The sequence below is a fragment of the Rhodococcus sp. 66b genome, from assembly GCF_002076325.1.
Lineage (GTDB): Bacteria > Actinomycetota > Actinomycetes > Mycobacteriales > Mycobacteriaceae > Rhodococcus_F > Rhodococcus_F erythropolis.
On sequence record NZ_MUZB01000017.1, the window covers coordinates 1 to 21,699 of the forward strand.

General features: G+C 62.3%; 23 protein-coding genes. 14 read left to right on the forward strand and 9 right to left on the reverse strand.

Annotated features, from left to right (window positions below; translation table 11 throughout):
• Positions 1-1,794, forward strand: a 1,794-nt coding sequence (gene dnaE, locus B0E55_RS26210; RefSeq protein WP_133053451.1) for a DNA polymerase III subunit alpha, incomplete at its 5' end; no start/stop codon positions are given.
• Positions 1,795-1,889: 95 nt separating this feature from the next.
• Here the strand turns inward: dnaE and B0E55_RS26215 are convergent.
• Positions 1,890-2,123 carry a hypothetical protein gene (locus B0E55_RS26215; RefSeq protein ID WP_029255545.1) on the reverse strand — a complete coding sequence of 78 codons (234 nt, stop codon included), beginning with the start codon at positions 2,121-2,123 and terminating at the stop codon, positions 1,890-1,892.
• Positions 2,124-2,343: 220 nt separating this feature from the next.
• Between B0E55_RS26215 and B0E55_RS26220 the strand changes: the two genes are divergently transcribed.
• The 3 genes from B0E55_RS26220 to ilvA all read left to right on the forward strand — a co-directional run bounded on the left by B0E55_RS26220 (position 2,344) and on the right by ilvA (position 6,105).
• On the forward strand, positions 2,344-2,778 hold the full coding sequence (locus B0E55_RS26220) for a nitroreductase family deazaflavin-dependent oxidoreductase (RefSeq protein WP_019748853.1): 435 nt from the start codon (positions 2,344-2,346) through the stop codon (positions 2,776-2,778).
• Between the two features lie 116 nt (positions 2,779-2,894).
• The gene (locus B0E55_RS26225; protein WP_020969844.1) at positions 2,895-4,670 is read left to right on the forward strand and encodes a pyruvate dehydrogenase; all 1,776 of its coding nucleotides are present in this window, start codon (positions 2,895-2,897) and stop codon (positions 4,668-4,670) included.
• 79 nt (positions 4,671-4,749) lie between these two features.
• Complete coding sequence (gene ilvA / locus B0E55_RS26230) at positions 4,750-6,105, forward strand: threonine ammonia-lyase IlvA (RefSeq protein ID WP_019748851.1); 1,356 nt, start codon at positions 4,750-4,752, stop codon at positions 6,103-6,105.
• 13 nt (positions 6,106-6,118) lie between these two features.
• Here ilvA and B0E55_RS26235 read toward each other — a convergent pair whose 3' ends face one another.
• Positions 6,119-6,640, reverse strand: a complete 522-nt coding sequence (locus B0E55_RS26235) for a TetR/AcrR family transcriptional regulator (RefSeq protein ID WP_019748850.1) — start codon at positions 6,638-6,640, stop codon at positions 6,119-6,121.
• 128 nt (positions 6,641-6,768) lie between these two features.
• On the opposite strand from B0E55_RS26235, the gene B0E55_RS26240 reads away from it, so the two are divergent.
• Positions 6,769-8,313, forward strand: a complete 1,545-nt coding sequence (locus B0E55_RS26240; protein WP_019748849.1) for an MFS transporter — start codon at positions 6,769-6,771, stop codon at positions 8,311-8,313.
• Between the two features lie 50 nt (positions 8,314-8,363).
• On the opposite strand, the gene treZ is transcribed toward B0E55_RS26240, so the two are convergent.
• On the reverse strand, positions 8,364-10,085 hold the full coding sequence (gene treZ, locus B0E55_RS26245) for a malto-oligosyltrehalose trehalohydrolase (protein WP_080910793.1): 1,722 nt from the start codon (positions 10,083-10,085) through the stop codon (positions 8,364-8,366).
• A 69-nt stretch (positions 10,086-10,154) separates the two neighbouring features.
• A complete protein-coding gene (locus tag B0E55_RS26250) occupies positions 10,155-11,516 on the reverse strand; it encodes an NAD(P)-binding domain-containing protein (protein ID WP_080910794.1) in 1,362 nt (453 codons plus the stop codon).
• A gap of 95 nt (positions 11,517-11,611) precedes the next feature.
• Between B0E55_RS26250 and B0E55_RS26255 the strand changes: the two genes are divergently transcribed.
• The 4 genes from B0E55_RS26255 to B0E55_RS26270 all read left to right on the forward strand — a co-directional run bounded on the left by B0E55_RS26255 (position 11,612) and on the right by B0E55_RS26270 (position 14,457).
• Positions 11,612-12,496, forward strand: coding sequence for a helix-turn-helix domain-containing GNAT family N-acetyltransferase (locus tag B0E55_RS26255; protein ID WP_080910795.1), 885 nt, complete (start codon positions 11,612-11,614; stop codon positions 12,494-12,496).
• 64 nt (positions 12,497-12,560) lie between these two features.
• Entirely contained in the window at positions 12,561-12,947 is a 387-nt protein-coding gene (locus B0E55_RS26260; RefSeq protein ID WP_020969839.1) for an ArsR/SmtB family transcription factor, read from the forward strand.
• Complete coding sequence (arsB, locus tag B0E55_RS26265; RefSeq protein ID WP_003941673.1) at positions 12,944-14,047, forward strand: ACR3 family arsenite efflux transporter; 1,104 nt, start codon at positions 12,944-12,946, stop codon at positions 14,045-14,047. The genes B0E55_RS26260 and arsB overlap by 4 nt, the downstream gene beginning before the upstream one ends.
• Positions 14,044-14,457 (forward strand): arsenate reductase ArsC, encoded by a 414-nt coding sequence (locus B0E55_RS26270; RefSeq protein WP_019748843.1) that lies wholly within the window; start codon positions 14,044-14,046, stop codon positions 14,455-14,457. Before arsB ends, B0E55_RS26270 begins: the two co-directional genes overlap by 4 nt.
• 21 nt (positions 14,458-14,478) lie before the next feature.
• On the opposite strand, the gene B0E55_RS32500 is transcribed toward B0E55_RS26270, so the two are convergent.
• From B0E55_RS32500 to B0E55_RS26280, 3 genes are read right to left on the reverse strand one after another with little or no spacing between them, the layout of a single operon-like run.
• Positions 14,479-14,610 carry a hypothetical protein gene (locus tag B0E55_RS32500; RefSeq protein WP_274534462.1) on the reverse strand — a complete coding sequence of 44 codons (132 nt, stop codon included), beginning with the start codon at positions 14,608-14,610 and terminating at the stop codon, positions 14,479-14,481.
• Positions 14,607-15,197: a TetR/AcrR family transcriptional regulator gene (locus tag B0E55_RS26275; RefSeq protein WP_019748842.1), complete on the reverse strand. Its 591-nt coding sequence runs from the start codon at positions 15,195-15,197 to the stop codon at positions 14,607-14,609. The genes B0E55_RS32500 and B0E55_RS26275 overlap by 4 nt, the downstream gene beginning before the upstream one ends.
• 40 nt (positions 15,198-15,237) lie before the next feature.
• Positions 15,238-17,250, reverse strand: a complete 2,013-nt coding sequence (locus B0E55_RS26280; protein WP_024487828.1) for an MFS transporter — start codon at positions 17,248-17,250, stop codon at positions 15,238-15,240.
• A gap of 178 nt (positions 17,251-17,428) precedes the next feature.
• Here B0E55_RS26280 and B0E55_RS26285 point away from each other — a divergent pair, with 178 nt between their 5' ends.
• Genes B0E55_RS26285 through B0E55_RS26295 form a run of 3 tightly spaced genes read left to right on the forward strand, consistent with a single transcriptional unit; the run spans position 17,429 to position 18,718 of the window.
• Positions 17,429-17,623 (forward strand): DUF1918 domain-containing protein, encoded by a 195-nt coding sequence (locus B0E55_RS26285; RefSeq protein ID WP_003941743.1) that lies wholly within the window; start codon positions 17,429-17,431, stop codon positions 17,621-17,623.
• Between the two features lie 57 nt (positions 17,624-17,680).
• The gene (locus B0E55_RS26290) at positions 17,681-18,304 is read left to right on the forward strand and encodes a TetR/AcrR family transcriptional regulator (protein ID WP_019748839.1); all 624 of its coding nucleotides are present in this window, start codon (positions 17,681-17,683) and stop codon (positions 18,302-18,304) included.
• Between the two features lie 57 nt (positions 18,305-18,361).
• Positions 18,362-18,718 (forward strand): PLD nuclease N-terminal domain-containing protein, encoded by a 357-nt coding sequence (locus tag B0E55_RS26295; protein WP_019748838.1) that lies wholly within the window; start codon positions 18,362-18,364, stop codon positions 18,716-18,718.
• A 1-nt stretch (position 18,719) separates the two neighbouring features.
• Here B0E55_RS26295 and B0E55_RS26300 read toward each other — a convergent pair whose 3' ends face one another.
• Positions 18,720-19,610 carry a LysR family transcriptional regulator gene (locus B0E55_RS26300; RefSeq protein ID WP_029255539.1) on the reverse strand — a complete coding sequence of 297 codons (891 nt, stop codon included), beginning with the start codon at positions 19,608-19,610 and terminating at the stop codon, positions 18,720-18,722.
• An 83-nt stretch (positions 19,611-19,693) separates the two neighbouring features.
• Here B0E55_RS26300 and B0E55_RS26305 point away from each other — a divergent pair, with 83 nt between their 5' ends.
• Entirely contained in the window at positions 19,694-20,590 is an 897-nt protein-coding gene (locus B0E55_RS26305; protein WP_029255538.1) for an EamA family transporter, read from the forward strand.
• Positions 20,591-20,624: 34 nt separating this feature from the next.
• Here B0E55_RS26305 and B0E55_RS26310 read toward each other — a convergent pair whose 3' ends face one another.
• Entirely contained in the window at positions 20,625-21,218 is a 594-nt protein-coding gene (locus tag B0E55_RS26310) for a TetR/AcrR family transcriptional regulator (RefSeq protein ID WP_019748835.1), read from the reverse strand.
• A gap of 55 nt (positions 21,219-21,273) precedes the next feature.
• Between B0E55_RS26310 and B0E55_RS26315 the strand changes: the two genes are divergently transcribed.
• On the forward strand, positions 21,274-21,693 hold the full coding sequence (locus B0E55_RS26315; RefSeq protein ID WP_020908051.1) for a PaaI family thioesterase: 420 nt from the start codon (positions 21,274-21,276) through the stop codon (positions 21,691-21,693).
• Positions 21,694-21,699: the final 6 nt, after the last annotated feature.

Here is a 21,699-nt window from a genome sequence, read left to right on the forward strand (position 1 = left end):
GACTTCCTCGGTCTGCGAAACCTCACGGTTATCGGCGACACGCTCGAGAACATCAAAGCCAACCGCGGCATCGACCTCGACCTCGACACTTTGCCGATGGACGATGCGGCAACATACGAACTGCTCGCCCGCGGCGACACTCTCGGTGTGTTCCAGCTCGACGGCGGCGGCATGCGCGAGTTGCTGAAACTGATGCAGCCCACCGGATTCGGCGACATCGTCGCCGCATTGGCGCTGTATCGACCGGGACCGATGGGTGTGGACGCCCACATCTCGTACGCCAAGCGCAAGAACGCCTTGGAAGACGTCAAGCCGATTCACCCCGAGCTGGAGGAGCCGCTCGCGGAGATCCTCTCGGAGACATACGGCCTGATCATCTACCAGGAGCAGATCATGCAACTGGCGCAGAAGGTGGCCGGTTACACCCTGGGTCAGGCCGACTTGCTGCGTCGCGCCATGGGTAAGAAGAAGCTGTCCGAGCTGGAAAAGGCCTACGCCGGCTTCCGGCAGGGCATGTTGGACAACAACTTCAGCGAAGCCGCCATCAAGGCGCTGTGGGACACGGTCCTTCCCTTCGCCGGGTACGCGTTCAACAAGTCGCACTCCGCCGGCTACGGACTCGTGTCGTACTGGACTGCGTACCTCAAGGCGAACTACCCGGCCGAGTACATGGCAGGTCTGCTGACCTCCGTCGGTGACGACAAGGACAAGTCCGCGATCTACCTCGCAGACTGCCGCAAGTTGGGCATCACAGTTCTCCCACCGGACGTCAACGAGTCACGCGTCGACTTCGCGACGGTCGGCGACGACATCCGTTTCGGTATGGGGTCGGTGCGCAACGTCGGCGCCAACGTCGTTGCCTCGATCATCAAGGCGCGCACCGAGAAATCGAAGTTCACCGATTTCTCCGACTATCTCGGCAAGATCGACGCGATGGCTTGCAACAAGAAGGTCACCGAATCTCTCATCAAGGCCGGTGCCTTCGACTCGTTGGGTCACCCGCGCAAGGGCCTGATGTTGGTTCATGCCGACGCCATCGATTCCGTGATGAGCACCAAGAAGGCAGAGGCGATCGGACAGTTCGACCTCTTCGGCGGTGCCGAGGCGGACGAGTCGATCACCTCGGTGTTCGACGTCAAGATTCCTGACGAAGAGTGGGACTCCAAGCATCGCCTGGCACTCGAACGAGAAATGTTGGGGCTGTATGTCTCCGGCCATCCGCTCAACGGAGTCGAGCACATTCTTCGCCAGCAGTCCGACACGTCCATCGCTGCGATACTCGAAGGCGGCGTTCAGGACGGTGCCCAGGTAACTCTCGGCGGAATCATTGCCTCGGTGGACCGTCGGGTCAACAAGAACGGTCTGACCTGGTGCATCGTGCAGCTCGAAGACCTCGTGGGTGGAATCGAGGTGCTGTTCTTCCCGCAGGCCTACGCCGTGTACGGGATGGACATCGCCGAGGATGCCATCGTGTTGGTCAAGGCTCGCGTTTCGATCCGAGACGATCGGATGTCGCTGATCGGCAACGACCTTGCGGTGCCTGATATTTCGGCGATCGGGGTCGCGCGCCCCCTGTCGGTCTCGCTGCCGCTTCGGCAATGCACCAAGGACAAGCTCAGTGCTCTCAAGCAGGTGCTGACGAGGCACCCCGGAACATCCGACGTTCACGTTCGGCTGATCGGTGGAACCGAGATCAGCTTGTGGAAGGTCGACGACGTCCTTCGGGTCGAACCATCCTCGGCTTTGATGGGCGACCTGAAGGCATTACTCGGGCCGAGCTGTCTGACGGTCTGACCGCCGATCGAGCGGATCTGAACCGAACGAAGGGACCTTGCTGCATCAGCAGCAAGGTCCCTTCGTGGTTCGCGGGAGATCGGGGAGTGGGGTGATCAGGTGGTGCGTGAGTAGTACACGCGACGCGCCCACCAGGTGACCACGGCTGCTGTTGCGGCAGTCAGTACGGCTACCTGCATCGACTGGGTGACAGCTCCGGCGGCCACGAACAGCACAAAACCGACCGCGAGAGCTTCGATCTTGTACAGCGGCCACCGAGTCCCGGCCAGATCGACGAAATGGTCGGACGAGGGGCGTGATTCGCGAGTGGAGATATCTGCGGTAGTCATCTCGTCCCTTTCTCGGTGCAGTCTGTTCTCGCTGCGGCCTGGTTAGCGATACGGCTGTTCGAAGCTGTGGTTTCAGAGTAACCAGAGATGAGAGTTCGGGCAAGCGAACTTTATTGATCGGCAGCTCACTTAATCGATCAACCAGGGGAGTGTGCCGACGACGGACCTGGTCGGTGTGGTTCGGTGGCCAAGGTGCTCGAGTGGGTGTTCACTGGTACACATGCCAATCACAGGTGAGTACGAACCCAGTCCAGCGTCGTGGGCCGCCGATCAGGTCGCACGCATCGAGAACTCCGGTGGCACCGAGGGAAACGACATGAACGGCATGCCCGTCGTCGTTCTCACGACCGTCGGGGCAAAGTCCGGCAAGGTCAGGAAGACGCCGCTGATGCGCGTCGAGCACGACGGCTCGTATGCCGTTGTGGCTTCGCTTGGTGGCGCTCCGAAGAATCCGGTTTGGTACTACAACGTCAAAGCCGATCCGCACGTCACGCTGCGTGACGCGACGCAGGTCTTCGACCTGGTTGCTCGTGAAGTCACCGGAGACGAGAAGGCGATCTGGTGGGAGCGCGCTGTCGCTGCGTACCCCGACTACGCCGATTATCAGACGAAGACCGATCGTGAGATCCCGGTGTTCGTGCTCGAACCCAAGTAACGCACTGCAGTCCTCACGAAACGGCAGTCCACAAGAAGCACTGCATAAACCACAAGCAAATCGTCACTCGCGGGGGTCGGCGATCCCGACTCCCGTGAGTGTGTCATGGAGGTCTGATGAGTCCGAAAACCGTTGCAGATCAATTGGTTCAGCAGCTCGTTGACGCGGGTGTCAGTCGGATCTACGGAATTGTCGGTGACAGTCTCAATCCCATCGTCGATGCGGTACGTCGCACCGGTGGTTCCGAAAAGGGCGGAATCGACTGGATACACGTCCGTCATGAGGAAGCAGCTGCGTTTGCGGCCGCAGCGGATGCCCAGATCACCGGAAAACTCGCGGTGTGTGCCGGATCCTGCGGTCCCGGAAACCTTCACCTGATCAACGGCCTGTACGACGCTCATCGTTCGGGCGCCCCGGTCCTCGCGATCGCCTCACACATCCCCAGTGCCCAGATCGGAATGGGCTACTTTCAGGAAACGCATCCCGAGCGGATCTTCATCGAATGTTCGAGTTACACCGAACTCGTCAGCACGGCAGTCCAATCACCTCGCGTGGTGCAGTCGGCGATTCAGCATTCGGTGGCTCGAAACGGCGTCTCGGTGATCGTGCTTCCCGGGGACATCGCCGATTGTCCGGCAGAAGGCACCCCGCCGACGCTCGTCGAAACCCGAAGGCCGACAGTCGTTCCGGATGCCGGTGACGTCAAGGCGTTGGCAGATGTGATCAACGGCTCGCGTAAGGTTGCGATCTTCGCCGGCGCAGGCGTGCGAGACGCACGCGCCGAGGTGTTGGCGCTGGCCGAAACCGTCGGGGCTCCCATCGGGCATTCGCTGCGCGGCAAGGAATGGATCCAGTACGACAACCCGTACGACGTCGGGATGACGGGATTGCTCGGTTACGGTGCGGCGCACGACGGTATCCACGGCGCCGATCTCCTGCTCCTGATCGGTACGGATTTTCCTTACGACCAGTTCTTGCCCGATGACGTTCGTACCGCTCAGATCGACATCGCGGCCGAGCGGTTGGGGCGTCGAACCAGCCTGGACCTGGCGGTGCACGGTGACGTCGCGAGCACCTTGAGCGCACTGATTCCGCAACTCGATCGAAAGACCGACCGCGGGTTCCTGGAGGATACGCTCGCAAAGCACAACACTTTGATGACCAAAGTGGTTGGTGCGTACACGGATCCGGTCAAGCAGCGCACACCCATTCATCCCGAGTATGCGGCCTCGATCCTCGACGATCTGGCGGCCGACGACGCAATCTTCACCGCCGACACCGGGATGTGCAACGTGTGGACGGCGCGCTATCTCAATCCGAACGGATCGAGACGCTTCATCTCCTCGGCGCTGCACGGATCCATGTCCAATGCGCTCCCACATGCGATGGGTGCGGCATGGTCGAGTCCGGGGCGTCAGGTCATCTCGGTGTCGGGCGACGGTGGATTGTCGATGCTGCTCGGTGAGTTGGTCACCGTCGCGATGTACAAGTTGCCGGTCAAGATCGTGGTGTTCAACAACTCGACGCTCGGAATGGTCAAGCTCGAGATGCTGGTCGACGGCCTTCCGGATTTCGGGGTCGACGTGCCCGCGGTCGACTACGCGGCGGTTGCTGCTGCGCTCGGTATCTTCTCGCGCCGAATCGAGAATCCCGCGGACATCGAAGCGGGCCTACGCGCCGCGCTCGATCACGACGGTCCGGCCTTGGTTGATCTGGTGACCGATCCGCTGGCGTTGTCGTTGCCGCCCACCATCACCGGTGGTCAGATGAAGGGCTTCGCTTTGGCGATGTCGAAGATGGTGATGAACGGCGGCGTCGGCGAGGCTGTGCAGATGGCCAAGTCGAACCTGCGGAACGTGCCACGTCCCTCACAGTTGGATCCTCGCGGCTGACCTACCCGCCGCCCTGCCTCGCAGACCATGTGGGGCGGGGTGGTGGGAAGGTTGATCCCCGACGTGCGAAAATGGCGGAGTGTCTAACTCGCCCGATGTCGTAGTAACGAAGTCCACCGTCCCCGCGCTCGACGCGCAGGAGATCGACGCGGCCATCGAGCGAATTCAGCACGTCATTGCGGCGACACCCCTGCAGTACAGCGACCGTCTTTCGGCGTTGACCGGCGCGCACGTGTACCTCAAGCGCGAGGACCTCCAGGGCGTTCGTTCGTACAAGATTCGTGGCGCGTACAACCTGATCGCTCAGCTCAACGAGGCCGAGCGCGCGGCCGGCGTGGTGACCGCCAGTGCCGGTAACCATGCGCAGGGTGTTGCCTTCGCGTGCCGAACGATGCAGATCAAGGGTCGGATCTACGTTCCGGCAAATACCCCCAAGCAGAAGCGTGATCGCATCCGCGCCCACGGTGGAGCGTTTGTCGAACTGTTCATGATCGGTGAGACCTATGACGCCGCCGCTGCTGCGGCCGCGGAGGACGTAGCCGAAACCGGCGCAACCATGGTTCCCCCGTTCGACGACGTGCGCACCGCTGCGGGGCAAGGAACCATCGCAGCGGAGATTCTCACGCAACTGGACGCACCTCTCGACACGATCGTCGTGCCGGTCGGCGGCGGCGGTTGCATCGCGGGCATAGCCACCTATCTGCACGAGCGATCGCCCAAGACGTCGATCGTCGGGATCGAGCCGTCCGGCGCGGCGTCCATGACGGCCGCTCTCGTTGCCGGGGGCCCGGTGACTCTTCCCGACGTCGATCCATTTGTCGACGGGGCAGCGGTCAAGAGGATCGGCGATGTTCCCTACGAGGTCGTCTCACGTCTGGGTGCCGCCGTGGTGTCGCACGCTTCGTTGCCGCTCGTGGCTCGTCAACTTCAGACACGGTCCGGTTCGGGATCGTTTGTCGTCAATCAGATCGACGAGGGCGCTATCTGCACGGCGATGCTCGAGCTGTATCAGAGCGAGGGCATCATCGCCGAACCCGCGGGAGCGCTTTCCGTTGCGGCACTTCAGAATTTGACGTTCGAGCCGGGTTCGACCGTCGTGTGCCTGATTTCCGGTGGCAACAACGACGTCTCCCGCTACGGCGAAATCCTCGAGCGTTCGCTCGTTCACCTCGGGCTCAAGCACTACTTCCTGGTGGACTTTCCGCAGGAACCGGGAGCGCTCCGTCGCTTCCTCTCGGACGTGCTCGGGCCGGACGACGACATCGCGCTGTTCGAGTACGTCAAGCGAAACAATCGCGAGACGGGTGCCGCGTTGGTGGGTATCGAACTCGGTTCCGCCGACGGGTTGGCGGCGTTGCTCGAGCGGATGGAGCGCGCGCCGATGCAGTCCGAGAGGCTCGAGCCGGGAAGCCCGGCGTACCGCTATCTGACGTAAGGGACGCCCCCGGTCAGGGCCGCAGTCGCTCGACCACCTGTCGATGCAATTCGGGATCTGGCTGGGGGAGCCCGAGCATGGCCGCCAAGTACAGACCGTCGCCGACGAGTCGGATGATCTCGGCTTGTATGGGATCGGCGATCTCGGTCTGAAGGCCTTTGTCCCAGCTGCGCATCACGTGGGTAACGGCTTTCTGGATCTCGTCGTGTTGTCCGTCGACTGTTCTCAGTGCCGCGATGATCGACCGGAAGAGTGAGAGTTCTTCGCTTTCGTTCGCATCGGGGATCTGTAGATAGAACTCGGTGACCGTCGTACCGCCTGCTACGGCGTCTTCGAGTTGCTGATCCGAGCGTTCTCCGAGTCTGCGGACCATCGCCGCGAGGAGTGCTTCCTTGCTGGGGAAGTGATAGAGAAGTCCGCCCTTGGAAACCCCGGCTTCGGCGGCAACGCCTTCGAGCGTGACTTGGGCAACGCCGCTGACCAGCAGCAGCTTCTCCAGTGCGTCGAGAATTCGATCGCGAGTGTCGGCAGCCATGTGATGTGACCCTACCCGGAAATAACTTTACCGCTTGGACGGTTCACTGTTACCGTAGACCTACTGTACCGGCTGGACGGTTCAGTGAAATCTTTTCGAAAGAACTCAGAGAAAGTCGCAGGGGAGCAATGTCAGTGTCGGCAGATCAGACGTCTGCAATCAATCCCGACGAGGTTCGGGCGACAAAGCGTGACTGGGCGGGCTTGATAGTCCTTGCCTTTGCTGTGTTGCTCATCGCAGTCGACGGCACGGTGCTCGATCTTGCGCTTCCGTTCATCAGCGCCGACCTCGAGCCGAGCAGCACGCAGTTGCTGTGGATCATCGACGTCTATTCGTTCGTGCTCGCCGGTCTGCTCATCACCATGGGTACGCTCGGTGACCGGATCGGTAGGAGAAAACTGCTCCTGATCGGCGCAGTCGGCTTCGGTCTCGCCTCGATCATCGCCGCTCTCGCTGTCAGTCCCGAGATGCTCATTGCCGCCCGCGTGCTGCAGGGTATTTCCGGTGCAACGCTGATGCCGGCCACCCTCGGTCTGATCCGCACGATCTTCGTCAACCCGCGTCAGCGCACCGAGGCAATCGGTGTCTGGGGCGCGATGGCCGGTGGCGGTACAGCGGCAGGACCTTTGGTCGGTGGTTGGTTGCTCGAGCACTTCTGGTGGGGTTCGGTCTTCTTGATCAACATTCCGGTCATGATTGCGCTGGTTGTACTCGGCCCGATCCTGATCCCGGAGTCGAAAGACCCCAACCCGGGTCGATTCGACCTCATCAGCGCTGGTCTGTCGATGGCGACCATGTTGCCGTTGGTGTACGCGGTCAAGGAATCCGTGGTGCACGGCGTCAGCATCACGTTGCTGGTGATCGGCCTTGTGGGTCTCGCCGCCGGCTACGTGTTCGTGCGTCGTCAGCGGATGCTGAAGGATCCGATGTTGGATCTGAAACTGTTTGCCAATGCGTCGTTTTCCACCGCCGTCATCACCAACCTGCTCTCGATCTTCGCGCTGGCCGGTGTCCTGTTCTTCGGCTCGCAGTACCTGCAGTTGGTGCTGGGTAACTCGGCGCTCGACGCCGGCCTGCTGATGCTCCCGGGTATGTTGCTCAGCGCATTCACCGCGGTTGCGGCGGCCTGGTTGATTCGCCGGTGGTCGGTGTCTCACGTGCTCAGTGCAGGCCTCGCGGTTGCAGGTATCGGTGCTGCGATGCTGCTCGCCCTCGGGGTGGACAGCGGCCCGTTGATGTTCGTGATCGGCTTCGGTCTGGCCGGTGCAGGTGTCGGTGTCGCACTGACCCTGACGTCGGATCTTGTGGTCAGTTCGGTGGAACCCGAGCGTGCCGGCGCTGCGTCCGCGGTGTCGGAGACTGCGTACGAACTCGGTATCGCGCTCGGTGTGGCGATCCTGGGCAGCGTGGTGATGGCGATCTTCCGCAAGGGAATCGACACGTCCATGCTCGAAGCAGATCAGGCGCACGCTGCGCAGGGCACCCTCGGCGGTGCGCTGCAGGAAGCGACGTACCTACCTGGTGAACTCGGTTCGGTGCTTGCCGATTCCGCGAAGGCGGCGTTTGTCGACGGTATGCACGTTGCTGCCGGCGCAACCGCTTTGGTTCTGTTCGTCAGTGCCGCATTGGTATTGCGGATGCTGCGGAGTACACCAGAGAACGCGAAGCGGTAACGCGTGTAACGGTAGAACGCGAAGCGCTAGCTCCTGCAGAATCCGGGTAGTCAGCTTTCGAGTACGACGAACGAGTGCCCAGGCACGACTGTTGCGGACGCGGTCTCGTCCTGTGTCGGCGGATCCCACCAGAGGATGGGGGTTCCGCCGGCTGGGACCGAGGCCGCGTCCGTTCCCAGATTGCACACGATCTGTAATGCGCCGCGGCGCAGGGTGATCCACTGGTCGTCCTCGTCGTAGTCGACGTGCAGGTGCCCCAGCCAGGGGTCGGTGATCTCGATTCGCTTCTTGCGCAGGGCAAGGAGATCGCGATAGCACGCCAGGACGCGAGCGTGTGTCTGGTCGGTTCGCTCGTCCCAGTCCAGTTTGGACCGCAGAAATGTCTGTGGATCTTGCGGATCCGGAATGTCGTCGCTGTTCCAGCCGTGTGCCGCGAACTCCGCCTTACGGCCTTTGGCGGTCGCCTCGCCGAGTTCCCGTTCCGGATGCGAGGTGAAGAACTGGAACGGAGTGGTGGCTCCCCATTCTTCGCCCATGAACAGCATCGGCGTGTACGGCGAGAGCAGGACCAGTGCTGCCTTGATCGCCAATTGTCCTGGCGTCAGATAGGCGCTCGGGCGGTCGCCGATCGCTCGGTTACCGATCTGATCGTGGGTGCACGTGTATGCGAGCAGAGCGCTGGCGGGCTGGTGCGTGATGTCGATCGGCCGGCCGTGAACCCGCCCACGGAACGAGGAATACGTTCCGGCGTGGAAGAACCCGCGCCGCAATGTACTTGCAAGGGATTCCAAGGATCCGAAGTCGGCGTAATAACCCTGACGTTCGCCGGAGACGGCTGTGTGAATGGTGTGGTGGATGTCGTCGTCCCACTGCGCGTCCAAGCCGAACCCGCCCGCCGCTCGTGGCGTGATCAGAGTGGCGTCGTTGAGATCACTTTCGGCAATCAACGTGAGCGGTCGGCCCAGATGGGCCGACAGTGTTTCCGTTCGGACGGCGAGTTCCTCGAGGATGTGCGTTCCGGTGTGATCGACCAACGCGTGGACGGCGTCGAGGCGTAGGCCGTCGATGTGGAAATCACGCATCCATCGCAGGGCATTCCCGATGATGTATTCGCGAACCTCGCCCGACTGCGGGCCTCCGATGTTGATCGTTCGGCCCCAGGTGTTCGCGCCATCGGCAATGTAGGGGCCGAACTTTTCGAGGTAGTTGCCCGACGGGCCCAGGTGGTTGTAGACCACGTCCAGGATCACGCCGAGTCCACGTTCGTGGGCTGCATTCACCAAGCGCTGTAACCCGTCCGGGCCACCGTAGATCTCGTGGACCGTGTACCAGAGCACACCGTCGTAGCCCCAGTTGTGAGTTCCGTTGAAACCGTTGACCGGCATGATCTCGACGAACCCGACACCGAGGTCGACGAGCTGATCGAGACGCTCGATCGCGGCGTCGAAAGTTCCTTCGGGGGTGAACGTTCCGATGTGCAGTTCGTAGACCGACGATCCCGGGAGTTGCCGTCCGGTCCACTGAGAGTCGGTCCAGGAGGACTCGTCGAGTTGGTGCAGTTGGGAGCGGAGATGCACGCCTTCGGGCTGGCGTGGTGACCGCGGATCCGGGAGTATTTGACCGTCGACGACAAAGCCGTAGCGAGCTTCGTTGTCGCAGTCGACCTCGCCTCGCCACCACCCGTCGTCGGTCCGCTCCATGTCGTGCGTGATGCCATCGACTTCGACCCGGACCGATTCCGGCGTTGGCGCCCAGACCTCGAAAGTATGCACACGATCAGCATGCCTTGTTCGGTCGGATGTGGCAGCCCGGCGGGGTGGATCCGTCGTCATGGACTGTTTCTAGCCGCGGGTGTTGCCAGACGGAGCGGACAACGTGATCAGTTTCGGAGTGGGTGCGCCGCAGCATCCGCCCTCGGCTTCCCCGCCTTCGGCTTCCGCTGCGTCAGCTTCGTCGAAAACACCTGCACCGCCGCAGACTCCGGTCTCCGGAAGGATCAACTCGACCCGGGCTGCCGCTTCGTGATCGCCGGCGAGTTCGGCGGCGATGCTGCGAACCTGCTCGTAGCCGGTCATCGCCAGGAAGGTGGGTGCCCGGCCGTAGCTTTTCATTCCTGCCAAGTACACGCCTGGCTCCGGATGGCGAAGCTCCTTCGCGCCATGCGGGTACACCGTGCCGCACGAGTGGACGTTCGGGTCGATCAGTGGAGCCAACTCGACCGGTGCTTGTAAGACCGGGTCGAGGCCGAGTCGAATTTCCGAAAGCCAGGAAAGATCGGGGCGGAATCCGGTCAGCGTTATGACGTTGTCCACGTTCTCGATGCGATCACCGGCATCGGAGGCAAGTACGAGTTGTCCCGAAGGGGTTGTTGTCACCTCTGCGGTGCGGAAGCCGGTGACCACTCTCAGTAGTCCGTCCTCGACGGCCTTCTTTGCGCGCAATCCCAGGGCGCCGCGAGCGGGCAGTTCGTCAGCTTCGCCGCCACCGAACGCTGAGCCGACGTTTCCTCGGCGGACCGCCCAGATGATGCGGGTGCTCGGAGCCTGCTCCGCCAACCCCGACAGCGCAACGATCGCCGTCAGCGCAGAGTGGCCGCTCCCCGCGATGACCGTGTGTTTTCCGGCAAACTGTGCACGCACCGCCGGATCGTCGAGATCAGGAACCCGGTACCTGATCGCAGTGCCCACAGCGCCCTCGCCGAGGGCGGGAAGACCTTCACCGCCGAGCGGGTTGGGAGTACCCCAGGTGCCGGATGCGTCGACAACCGCCTGGGCGAACACGCGGTCCTCAGTTCCGTCACGGTGGCGCAGATGAATCGAGAGGGGTTCGGTATCGCGGCCGGCGTCGACGACGAGGTCACGTCCGCGTCGGGCTACGCCGATCACTTCGGTGTCGAACTGGATGGCGTCGCCGAGTGCTGAGGCGAGTGGCCCGAGGTAGAGGTCGCGCCATTGACGGCCGGTCGGGTACGTCTCAGCGTCGGGAGAGCGCCATCCATTCTGCTCGAGGAGTCGCCTCGCGGCGGGGGAGACGAGTTCTGACCACCGGGAGAACAGTCGAACGTGATTCCACTCGGAGATCGCAGCACCGGCTGTGCTTCCGCACTCGAAGACAAGGGGTGTAAGTCCGCGTTCGCGCAGTTCTGCTGCGGCCGCCAGGCCGATCGGGCCGGCCCCGATCACGACAACGGGTAGGGGGTTCATCTCGTACCTTTCATCGACGATTATCGATCTATATGGAACTGTATCGACAATCATCAATGTAGGCAACCATCGACAGCTGTCGATATAGTGGTTAGATGACATCGCTGCAGACTCCGACGGTGCGCGTCGGCGATTCGGACCCGGAACAGATTGGTTCTTCCGTCCTCGCGCAGGGCGATGCCGATACCTACGCGCAGTGGTTCGCCTGCCTTGCCGAGCCGATGCGCGTCCGATTGCTTCACCGGGTGGCGAGCGCGGTCAGTGGTATTACCGTCGGCGCGCTCGCCGCGGCGTTGGGGATCGGACAACCGACGGTGTCGCACCACCTGCGCAAGCTCGCCGATGTGGGTTTTGTGACCATGCGTAAGGAGGGGACGAGCACGGTCGTCGCGGTGAATCCGACGTGTTGCGTTGCCTTGCCGCAGGCGGCGGACGTGGTGATGGGAGTCCTTGCTCTGCGTCCTTGCTGCCCGAGTGATCTGCCCGACGATGTCTCTGTCCGGGCCATGATCGACGACGACTGGGATGCGGTTCGCCGTATTTACGGCGAGGGTATCGACACCCGAAATGCCACCTTTGCTACTGAGGTCCCCTCGCGTGAGCATCTCCACGAACGGTGGCTGTCGAAGCATCGGTGGGTCGCGACTATCGAGGGTGTTGTTGTCGGTTGGGCTGCGTTGAGTCCAGTTTCCGAGCGTGACTGCTACCGCGGGGTGGCGGAAAACTCCGTGTACGTCGCGGGCGGAATGCGTGGTCGGGGTGTCGGAAAGGCGTTGTTGCGCAAGCAAGTCATGGCCGCTGATGTCGACGACCTCTGGACACTGCAGACGTCGATATTTCCCGAGAATCGCGCCTCCATCTCGCTGCATCATTCGGCCGGGTTCAGAACTATCGGTCTCCGCGAGAGGATTGCCCAGCTTGACGGTGTGTGGCGTGACACCGTTCTGCTCGAACGACGTGCGGTGACCGCCGAGGGGTGAGTCCGGGATCCGGCCGACCGGGCACTCGATTGCGCGTTGATTCGATATCTGTCAATATCGAAGAATGTCGAATCAAGAGTCACCGGAGTCCGAGCCTTGCTGCACCCCGCTCGTCCGTGAACCGCTGACCGAGGATTGGGCCGGCGATTTGTCGCGGATGTTCAAAGCCCTCGGCGATCCGGTTCGTCTCCGCTTGCTGAGCTTGGTGGCAAGTCACGAGGGTGGTGAAGCCTGCGTCTGCGACATCTCCGACTCGTTCGATCTGTCTCAGCCGACGATCTCGCATCATCTCAAGGTGTTGCGCCAGGCCGGGCTGCTCGACTGTGAACGTCGCGGGACCTGGGTGTACTACTGGGTGATTCCTACTGCACTGCAACAGCTTTCCGCCGTTCTACTGGTTGAAGGTACGAGCGTGAGTGTCGCGGACGCGTGCGCAGAGGTCACCGCATGAGCAACACCGCTGCCACCACCGAACACCCCGAAGTCGTCGGAAAACTCTCCACCCTCGACCGCTATCTTGCGGTCTGGATCGGCGTGGCCATGGTCGTCGGCCTGCTGGTTGGACGCTGGATCCCCGGTGTGAACACTGCCCTGGACAAGGTGCAGATCGACGGCATCTCGTTGCCGATCGCCCTCGGCCTGCTGATCATGATGTACCCGGTCCTGGCGAAGGTCCGCTACGACCGCCTCGACACTGTCACCGGGGACAAGAAACTCCTCGCAGGCTCCCTGTTCCTGAACTGGGTTCTCGGCCCGGCGCTGATGTTCGCCCTCGCCTGGCTGTTTCTGCCTGACCTGCCGGAGTACCGAACCGGTTTGATCATCGTCGGTCTCGCTCGCTGCATCGCGATGGTGATCATCTGGAACGACCTGGCCTGCGGAGACCGCGAAGCCGCCGCGGTGCTGGTCGCCATCAATTCGGTGTTCCAGGTGATCATGTTCGCCGTGCTCGGTTGGTTCTACCTCTCGGTCCTGCCCGGGTGGCTCGGCCTCGAACAGACCACCATCGACACCTCGCCCTGGCAGATCGCGAAATCGGTCCTGATCTTCCTCGGTATCCCGCTGCTGGCAGGTTTTCTGTCCCGCTTCTTCGGTGAACGCGCCAAAGGCCGCGACTGGTACGACAACAAGTTCATCCCCAAGATCAGCCCCTGGGCGCTCTACGGTCTGCTGTTCACCATCGTCGTGCTCTTCTCGATGCAGGGCGAACAGATCACCTCCCAGCCTTGGGATGTCGTCCGGATCGCGCTGCCCTTGCTCGCGTACTTCGCGCTCATGTGGGGCGGAGGCTACATCCTCGGCGCCGCAATCGGATTGGGCTATGAACGCACGACGACCCTGGCGTTCACCGCCGCGGGCAACAACTTCGAACTCGCGATCGCGGTAGCCATCGCCACCTACGGCGCCACCTCGGGGCAAGCTCTTGCCGGTGTTGTCGGCCCGCTGATCGAGGTACCGGTGCTCGTCGGGCTGGTCTATGTCTCCCTTGCTCTACGCAAACGCTTTGCAGTCGAAGAGGTTTCATCCAGTCGAGAAAGAGCGAGGTCATGAGCAAACCATCGGTGTTGTTCGTCTGCGTCCACAATGCCGGCCGATCTCAGATGGCCGCGGGATTCCTGAGCCATCTCGCAGGCGACGCCATCGAGGTCCGTTCCGCCGGATCCGCACCCGCCGAGACCGTCAATTCGGCAGCGGTCGAGGCGATGGCAGAGCGCGGTATCGATATCTCAGCTCGGTCTCCGAAGATCCTCACCGTTGACGCCGTCCAGGATTCGGATGTCGTCATCACCATGGGCTGCGGCGACACGTGCCCGATCTTCCCCGGCAAGAGCTACCGAGACTGGGTTCTCGACGATCCGGCGGGACAGGGCCTCGAAGCGGTTCGCCCGATCCGTGACGAAATCGAGCGTCGCGTTCAAGCCTTGATCGCTGAACTCACCACTGCCGCGAAGTCTCCCTGACCGATCGGGGAATCGAGAGGATCATTCGCCCGCGGGCTCGATGTGTTCGGCACCGAGGACCGAGAGTCGGTATTCCTGTGCGTCCTGCTCGGTTTCGAAATCTTTCTCTTCGAGGAGGTTTCGATCTTCGTCGAGGTATCGGTAGGTAGTCATTCCTCCACCGTGCCACTGATGTCCGATTCGTGCTCGGATACCGGTTCGATTTCGTCGACGACTGTTTGAATCAGACTTCCGTAGCGCCGGATCAGGTCCTTCGACGACAACGAATCCTCACCGAGGAGTTCGAGCGTCCGCATGCCGGTGGCAAGTCCGAGCAACAGTGAGACGACGACCTGACTGCGAACCAAACCGGGCTCGGTGTCGCCGATGCGTCGCGCGATCCCGTGAACGTATCGTTCCTTGATCTCTGCCCGGGCGGCGTCCGGATCTGGCGCCTCGTGAACGTGTACTGCGAGCATTGCCCACGGATCGGTTTCGTCGGATTCTCTACGAGCGACAAGTTTCTCGACCAGTTGACAGCCGATGTTTCCGGTGGCGTCGGCATTCGGATCCTCGTCCATCGGAGGTGCGGACGGGATCGCAGCCGAATACAACCGAGCTTTGCTGCCGTAGATCTTCATGACCAGGGCAGGGGAGTAACCGGCCGCGACCGCGATGTCCTTGATGGTCGTCGATGCGTAACCTCGTTCCGCGAACAAGGCTTTTGCTGCTGTGAGGATGCTGGCTTCACCGCTGCTCATGCCGCTCGCCTCGGTACCCGATCGCCATGCGTTTGGTTGCTCATACTGTCGTCAACGGCTCGGCATCGACGGGTACGTCGAAGTCGACGACGGTGGACTGCGCGATGACCGCTATCTGACGAGCCAATGTGCCGTGTCCACTCTCGGTCAGCGCGGTCAGGATGTACCGGCCGGATGTCGGGAGTGCGATTCCGTAGTGCCCGGTTCCGTCGGTGACGGTGGATGCGACGAATTCGCCGGTCGGTTTCGTGAGTGTGACGACGGTTCCCGAGGTTGTTCGGCCGTCGACTCCGACCTTGCCGGAGATGGTGAGGCGGTCACCGAGTTCGACGGTGTGCGTCGATTGCGCGCTGTCGAAAGCGATCACCTGCGACCGAGGGGACCAGCCGTCGGCACTCGTCACTACCAAATACCGTCCGGGCCGGGGTAGTGCGAGGGAGAAGTTGCCCTCGTTGTCGGCGCGACTCCAGTCGATCGGTCGCCCCTCCATATCCATCACGGTGACAACAGCCTGCCGGATCGGTCGGCTGTCGGCTCGGACCACACGACCGGCAACCACAATTTCCGTTTCGGACACGGCGGCATCGGGAAGCTCGAACCCTTCCGGGGTCACCGGGCGAAGCGCCGTTTCCGGTTTTGCGCCGCGGCGAGGAATGAACGCAGCGGCAGCGGCAGCAGCCACGGCGGCGAGGGCGGCCAGCCAGAAGATGTTCTTGAAGGCGTCGATCGACGGAAGGCCCTCGCCCGGCCCGGACGGGATGACCATCGAGGTGAGCATGGCGGCAACCACTGCACTGGATGTGGACGTACCGACTGAGCGGAGCAGCGAATTGAGGCCGTTTGCCGACGCGGTTTCGGTGATCGGAACCGATCGCATGATCAGCATCGGCATCGCGGAGTAGGCGATTGCAGTTCCGATGCTGACCACCGCCGCGCTGATGATGATCAGTGCTATCGAGCCGGTCAGGAACACGCGCGCGATGTAGGCGAGCGCGAGCACAGTGCCGCCGACGATCAGGGTGATCTTGGCTCCGAATCGTTTCGTGATGTTCGCGGAGACGGGAGCGAAGAAGACCATCGCGAGGCCTGCCGGAATCATGCACAGTCCGGCCGCCATCACTCCCAGTTCGAAGCCGTAGCCGGAGATCTTCGGCATCTGGAGTTGTTGAGTGGTGGAGAGGTTGTTCGCATACATCGAGAAGCCGACGAGGATCGAGGCGACGTTGGTCAGGAGAACGGGCCGCTTGGCCGACGTTCGCAAGTCGACCATCGGCTGGGTGACGCGAAGTTCGTACGGGAACCACAGTGCGAGCGTCACGATTCCGATGACGAACATGAGCAATGTCAGTTCGCTCGTCCATCCCCAACGGGCGCCTTTGGAGATGGCGAGGAGGATCGCCGTGAGTGCTGTCGAGAGCATGACCGCGCCGAGGAAGTCGAATTTGCCGCGGGTGCGAACACTCGATTCCGGGACGACGGCGGCTACCGCGATGATCAGCAGGACGCCTACGATCGCCGAGAGCCAGAAGATGGCGGGCCAGCCTAGATGCTCGAAGATCAACCCGGACAGGGGGAGCCCGAGTGCGCTGCCGATTCCGAGAGTGGCACTCATCAACGCTGTTGCCGACGCCACCTTCTCCTTGGGCAGTTCGTCGCGCATGATGCTGATTCCGACGGGGATCATCGAGATCGCGAAGCCCTGGAGGCCACGTCCGATCAGCAGGGCGACAAAGTTGCCGCCGATCGCCGCGACCAGTGATCCGACCACGATCATCGTCATCGAGATCAGCATCATGCGTCGTTTTCCGAACATGTCCGCCAGGCGGGAGACGATCGGAGTGGCGACGGCGCTCGTGAGGAGTGTGACGGTGACGAGCCAGGAGGCGTCGTCCGCGCTGACACCGAGGATTTTCGGGAAATCTGGCAACAACGGAATGACCATCGTTTGCTGCAGCGCGACCACGGTGCCGGAAAGGCAGAGAATTGCGGTGATGAGCCGACTTGAACGGCGAGTGGTCGGAGACGAGTGCAATGCCAAGAGACGGTCCTTCACGCGGCGGTGGTGAACGGGAATTCACCCATGAGTGAACCACTGTTCACCCCTCGCTGTCACCTTCGGTGAATATGCGATTCCTCACGACGGCAAACCGCCCAGGGTTTCCAAGTCGGTATCGCGGGAACAACGTCAGTGGTTGGTCTGCGCCCGCGCGAGCGGGCAGCGAGGAGGAGTGATGCATGCCGAAGTGGGTGACCGTCTCCATGTCCAGGGACGCGTGGTTGGGCAGGCGGAGGTAACTGCCGAGGTCCTTGAAGTCCACGGGGAGGACGGAGGGCCGCCCTATCTGGTCAGGTACGACAACGGGCACGAGGCGTTGGTGTTTCCCGGTAGCGACGGCTGGATAGATCACCCCGGAAAAGGCTCCTGAACTGCACGATTCTTTCCCTGCATGGCCGTTGCATCGAATGCGGCTAAAGTGTGCGCAATGGAGGGCAGACGCCAGTACCACTCCCGCGTGCGTGAAGCTTCCGCACAGCGAACGCGTGAACTCATTCGTGATGCGGCGACGACCTTGTTTGTCCGAGACGGATACGTCAGTGCCACCGTCAAACAGATTGCCGACTCGGCCGGCGTCGCCAATCGGACGGTGTTCACAGCCTTCCCGGGCGGGAAGCTCGAGATCTTCGAAGCGGCCCTCGCCGCGGCGCTCGATGCCGACGAGGTTCCACTCGGCGCGCCGAACCTGGCCTCGGACCCCGATGACGTTCGCCGGATCGTCTCCCAGATCGTGGCACAGGGCATCGGACTGCTCGAACGTGCCGGCGCTCTGATGATGGTCGCGGTCGAATCGTCAGGTGCGGATGCCGACATGCGGCGACTGTCCGAGGAATCGTCGGATCAGTCGGCCGTCAATGCGATGTCGATAGCCGAGGGTCTGTCCGAGCACGGATTGTTGAGGCCCGAGATTTCGCTCGAGAAAGCCGCGGGCATACTTGCCGCTTTCGTCTCGCCTCAGCTTCATCAGCAATTGCGTCGGGTCAGTGGATGGGATGTCGATGCATACCGAGGATGGCTCGAGTTCAACATTCGCCAGAATCTAATGTACTAATCGGTCTGTTTTCGTTAGCATGGCGAGGGTTTTTTATTCTCGGGAGGAATCGCCAGCGTGCCCTATGCCTTGTTCGGCCTCATCACGATGTTGCTGTGGATTTTCTGCATCGTCGACGCCATCACGAGAGATGACGCCTACATCCAGTACCTACCCAAGGTCGTCTGGATTCTGATCATCATCTTCCTTCCCACCTTGGGGTCCGTTCTGTGGCTGGTGGTCGGGCGCGGACAGAACGCGCCCCGCGGTTACGTCGGCCCAACCGGTTACGGCGAATACGAGCGTCCGGGACGCGCCGTTGCGCAGGATCCGGCGGCGGACGAAGCATTCTTGCGTCAGTGCCGCGAGCGGGCGGAAGAGCAGCGTCGAATTGCCAAGCAGCAGCGCCGCGACGGCGACGCTGATCGGATTTGAGTTATCGGTAGGCCGTGAGACGGTCCAGCACGAGCCGAAGCGGCGGCCACGACGATCGGCCGCGACGCGTCACCGCATAGGCGGTGAGGATGACAGGCGGATCGGTCAGCGGCATGACGCGTACGCCTTCGCGGGTCTTGCGTTCGAGTGGCATCAGCCCCACGCCGTAACCACTGAGGATCAAGAGTTCGACCAAGTCGAGACTGTCGATCTGGTGAGTGATCCGAGGGGTGAATCCAGCCAGTGACGCGAGGGTTCGCACGGCCCGCTCGTCGGCTGTATTTCGCGAGTTCACTATCCATGGTGTGTCTGCGAAGGCACGGAGATCGATCCCGGATTTCGTGGACTCGTCGGGTGTGTGGGCGTTGTCGGGAACGCATAATCCCCACGGCGTCGACCAGAGCGGTAGTGCTTCGAGTAACGAGCTCGGGGATGCGGGGGCGAGGTTGTAGTCGTACGTCAGCGCGAGGTCCAGGTCGTCTCGTTCGAGTAGGGCAAAAGCCTCGGCCGGTTCGTACTCGCAGATCACCACGTCTACCTGTGGATGGCTGTGTTGCAGGCTCAGGGCGACGGGGAGCATCGCGGTTCTGACGGCAGTAGCGAATCCGCCGACTCTCAGTGTCCCCTCCGGTTCGGCGGTCGGATCGAGGTCCAGGCGAGCTGCATCCACGGCTGCCAGGATGGTGACGGCATGATCGGCGAGTCGTTGACCGGCAGGTGTGAGGCGAACGCGTCGGCCTTCCGGTTCGATCAATGCAGTACCGGTTTCCGCGGTCAAAGCCGCGAGCTGTTGGGACACTGTCGATGTCGTGAGGTTGTGAGCTTCGGCGACCGCGCGCATGGAACCCAAGCGGGAGAGTTCGAGGAGGAGATGGAGTCGACGGGTTTCCATCGTTCGATCATTCACTAATCGTGAACATAATGTAGGTCAAAATCGCGTGGACACGAACGGTTGGCGTCCCGTTCAATTCAGCTATGGATACGAAAGCGCGGGCCGGAGTGGGCCTGGCTGTTCTGGCGATGTTGTGCGTGCAGCTCGGGCTCGCCGTGTCGGTGGGTCTGATCGATCAGCTCGGAGCAGACGGAGCAGCGTGGATACGTCTCGCCTGGGCGGGCATCATTCTTCTGATCATCGTCAGGCCCCGTCCCTCCGCGTTCACTCGCAAAGCGTTTCTGGCCTGCGTGGTCCTGGGTGTGGTCACCGCCGGCATGACGCTGTTGTTCATGGCGGCCGTCGAGCGTCTTCCTCTGGGAACGGCAAGCGCGCTGGAGTTCTTGGGTCCGCTGACGGTTGCTTTGCTCCGGGGGCGTGGCCGCGTTCTGTGGCCGGTTCTGGCAGGCGTGGGCGTAGTCCTTCTCACTGAACCGTGGGCAGGGACAGTCGATCTGGTCGGTGTGGCGTACGCACTTGGCGCGGCGCTCTGCTGGGCGATGTACATACTGCTCACCCAGCGGGTCGGCGACGAGGTTGCCGGTATCAACGGGCTGGCGGTGTCGATGGCGGTTGCCGGGTTGGCCGCGACAATTGCCGTGGGCCACTCGGCCATTGGGCGGCTGACCCCGCACCTGGTTCTCGTGGGCCTCGGACTTGCGATCTTGCTGCCCGTCGTGCCGTTCGTTCTGGAGATGGTCTCACTGCGGCGGCTGTCGACGGCAGCATTCGGCACGCTGATGAGTCTCGAGCCCGCTTTCGCGCAGCTCATCGGTCTTGTTGTGCTGCAACAGGTTCCGAGTTTTCTGGCGGTGGCAGGTATCGCATGCGTCGTCGTCGCGGGGATCGGCGCGGCCCGCGGTGGCACTCGGGGTGGTGGCGGGAAGCCGGCAGGCCCACCGTCCGATTCCGAGCGAACGTACCTTTCGGCGCCTTCATGAGACCGAGAGTGCCGTTCGCTCAGGGTGTGTCGGCTCAGTGCACGGCTGCCGCAGCGATTGCTCCGGCGAACACGTCGGCGACCTCGCCGAGGGAATCGAGGATCGGTTGACCTGATCGTTCGACGCGAGCCCGCACCAGCGAACCCTCGAGTGCGGACACTGCCAGGACGGCAAGCCGTTCCGCTCGAGTGCGTGCGACACCGGACTCGATCAGTGAGTCGCGCAGTAGTGAAGTCCACTGTCGGTAGACCGCCTGCCCTGCGGCTGTCACGCTCTCCGAATCGGGGGCAAGTTCCAACAACACCGTCGTGATCGGCGAGCCTTCGTGGAAGTCCGAATCGCTCACCCATCCAGCGAGCAGCCGCGCATACTCGCGCAGCAGTGCTCCGGCGTCTGGGTGGTTGTCGGCGAGTTCGGTCAGAGTGTCGGTGACCAACTGCCCGCCGACGCGGACGACCTCTTCGCCGATCTGCTCTTTGCCGCCGGGAAAGTAGTGGTAGAGCGAACCTTTCGGGGCGCCACTCGACTTGAGGATCTCGTTGAGCCCCGTAGCCGCATACCCCTGGCGGCGAAACAGATCGGCTGCAGCTCGTACCAGTGCTTCGCGGTGTTTCGGGGGAGTCGCCACGAGTTGGAGCTTAAACACCCCAGCGATCCACCACAATCTATGTAGACTGGTCTACATGGAAAATTCGGAAATGCTGGAACAGTTGCGCGCAGTCAACGCCTCGGCGGCCTTCAACCGGTGGGCCGGATTCGAAGTGACGGAGGCCGAACCAGGCCGTGTCTGCCTGCGGCTCGAATGGCGTGAGGATCTCGGCCAGTACTCGGGACACTTGCACGCTGCGCTTGTGGCGGGACTTATCGACACTGCGTGCGGATTTGCTGCCTTTACACAGGTTGGTGTCGTGGCGGCGTCCAACTGCGCGGTCAATTTCGTGAGCCCGGGAGTAGGAACGGCATTCGTCGCCACGGCACGCTCGGTCAAGGCTGGGCGCAAGCAGGTGTTCGTCACTGCCGAGGTACATGCCGAACGCGAAGGCGAATCCGTGCTCGTCGCGTTCGGCACTACCCTCTTGGTTCCACTCGCCGTTCAGGCTTAGGGAACC

Bases quoted from the DNA above. Each gene is read 5' to 3' on its own strand.
- B0E55_RS26225 (WP_020969844.1), top strand. From the start codon at position 2,895: ATGAGTCCGAAAACCGTTGCAGATCAATTGGTTCAGCAGCTCGTTGAC.
- B0E55_RS26220 (WP_019748853.1), top strand. From the start codon at position 2,344: ATGCCAATCACAGGTGAGTACGAACCCAGTCCAGCGTCGTGGGCCGCC.
- B0E55_RS26235 (WP_019748850.1), bottom strand. From the start codon at position 6,640: ATGGCTGCCGACACTCGCGATCGAATTCTCGACGCACTGGAGAAGCTG.
- B0E55_RS26285 (WP_003941743.1), top strand. From the start codon at position 17,429: ATGCATGCCGAAGTGGGTGACCGTCTCCATGTCCAGGGACGCGTGGTT.
- B0E55_RS26260 (WP_020969839.1), top strand. From the start codon at position 12,561: ATGTCGAATCAAGAGTCACCGGAGTCCGAGCCTTGCTGCACCCCGCTC.
- B0E55_RS26255 (WP_080910795.1), top strand. From the start codon at position 11,612: ATGACATCGCTGCAGACTCCGACGGTGCGCGTCGGCGATTCGGACCCG.
- B0E55_RS26315 (WP_020908051.1), top strand. From the start codon at position 21,274: ATGGAAAATTCGGAAATGCTGGAACAGTTGCGCGCAGTCAACGCCTCG.
- B0E55_RS26215 (WP_029255545.1), bottom strand. From the start codon at position 2,123: ATGACTACCGCAGATATCTCCACTCGCGAATCACGCCCCTCGTCCGAC.
- B0E55_RS26250 (WP_080910794.1), bottom strand. From the start codon at position 11,516: ATGAACCCCCTACCCGTTGTCGTGATCGGGGCCGGCCCGATCGGCCTG.
- B0E55_RS32500 (WP_274534462.1), bottom strand. From the start codon at position 14,610: ATGACTACCTACCGATACCTCGACGAAGATCGAAACCTCCTCGAAGAG.
- B0E55_RS26290 (WP_019748839.1), top strand. From the start codon at position 17,681: ATGGAGGGCAGACGCCAGTACCACTCCCGCGTGCGTGAAGCTTCCGCA.
- B0E55_RS26300 (WP_029255539.1), bottom strand. From the start codon at position 19,610: ATGGAAACCCGTCGACTCCATCTCCTCCTCGAACTCTCCCGCTTGGGT.
- B0E55_RS26270 (WP_019748843.1), top strand. From the start codon at position 14,044: ATGAGCAAACCATCGGTGTTGTTCGTCTGCGTCCACAATGCCGGCCGA.
- B0E55_RS26240 (WP_019748849.1), top strand. From the start codon at position 6,769: ATGTCAGTGTCGGCAGATCAGACGTCTGCAATCAATCCCGACGAGGTT.
- arsB (WP_003941673.1), top strand. From the start codon at position 12,944: ATGAGCAACACCGCTGCCACCACCGAACACCCCGAAGTCGTCGGAAAA.
- B0E55_RS26305 (WP_029255538.1), top strand. From the start codon at position 19,694: ATGGATACGAAAGCGCGGGCCGGAGTGGGCCTGGCTGTTCTGGCGATG.
- B0E55_RS26275 (WP_019748842.1), bottom strand. From the start codon at position 15,197: ATGAGCAGCGGTGAAGCCAGCATCCTCACAGCAGCAAAAGCCTTGTTC.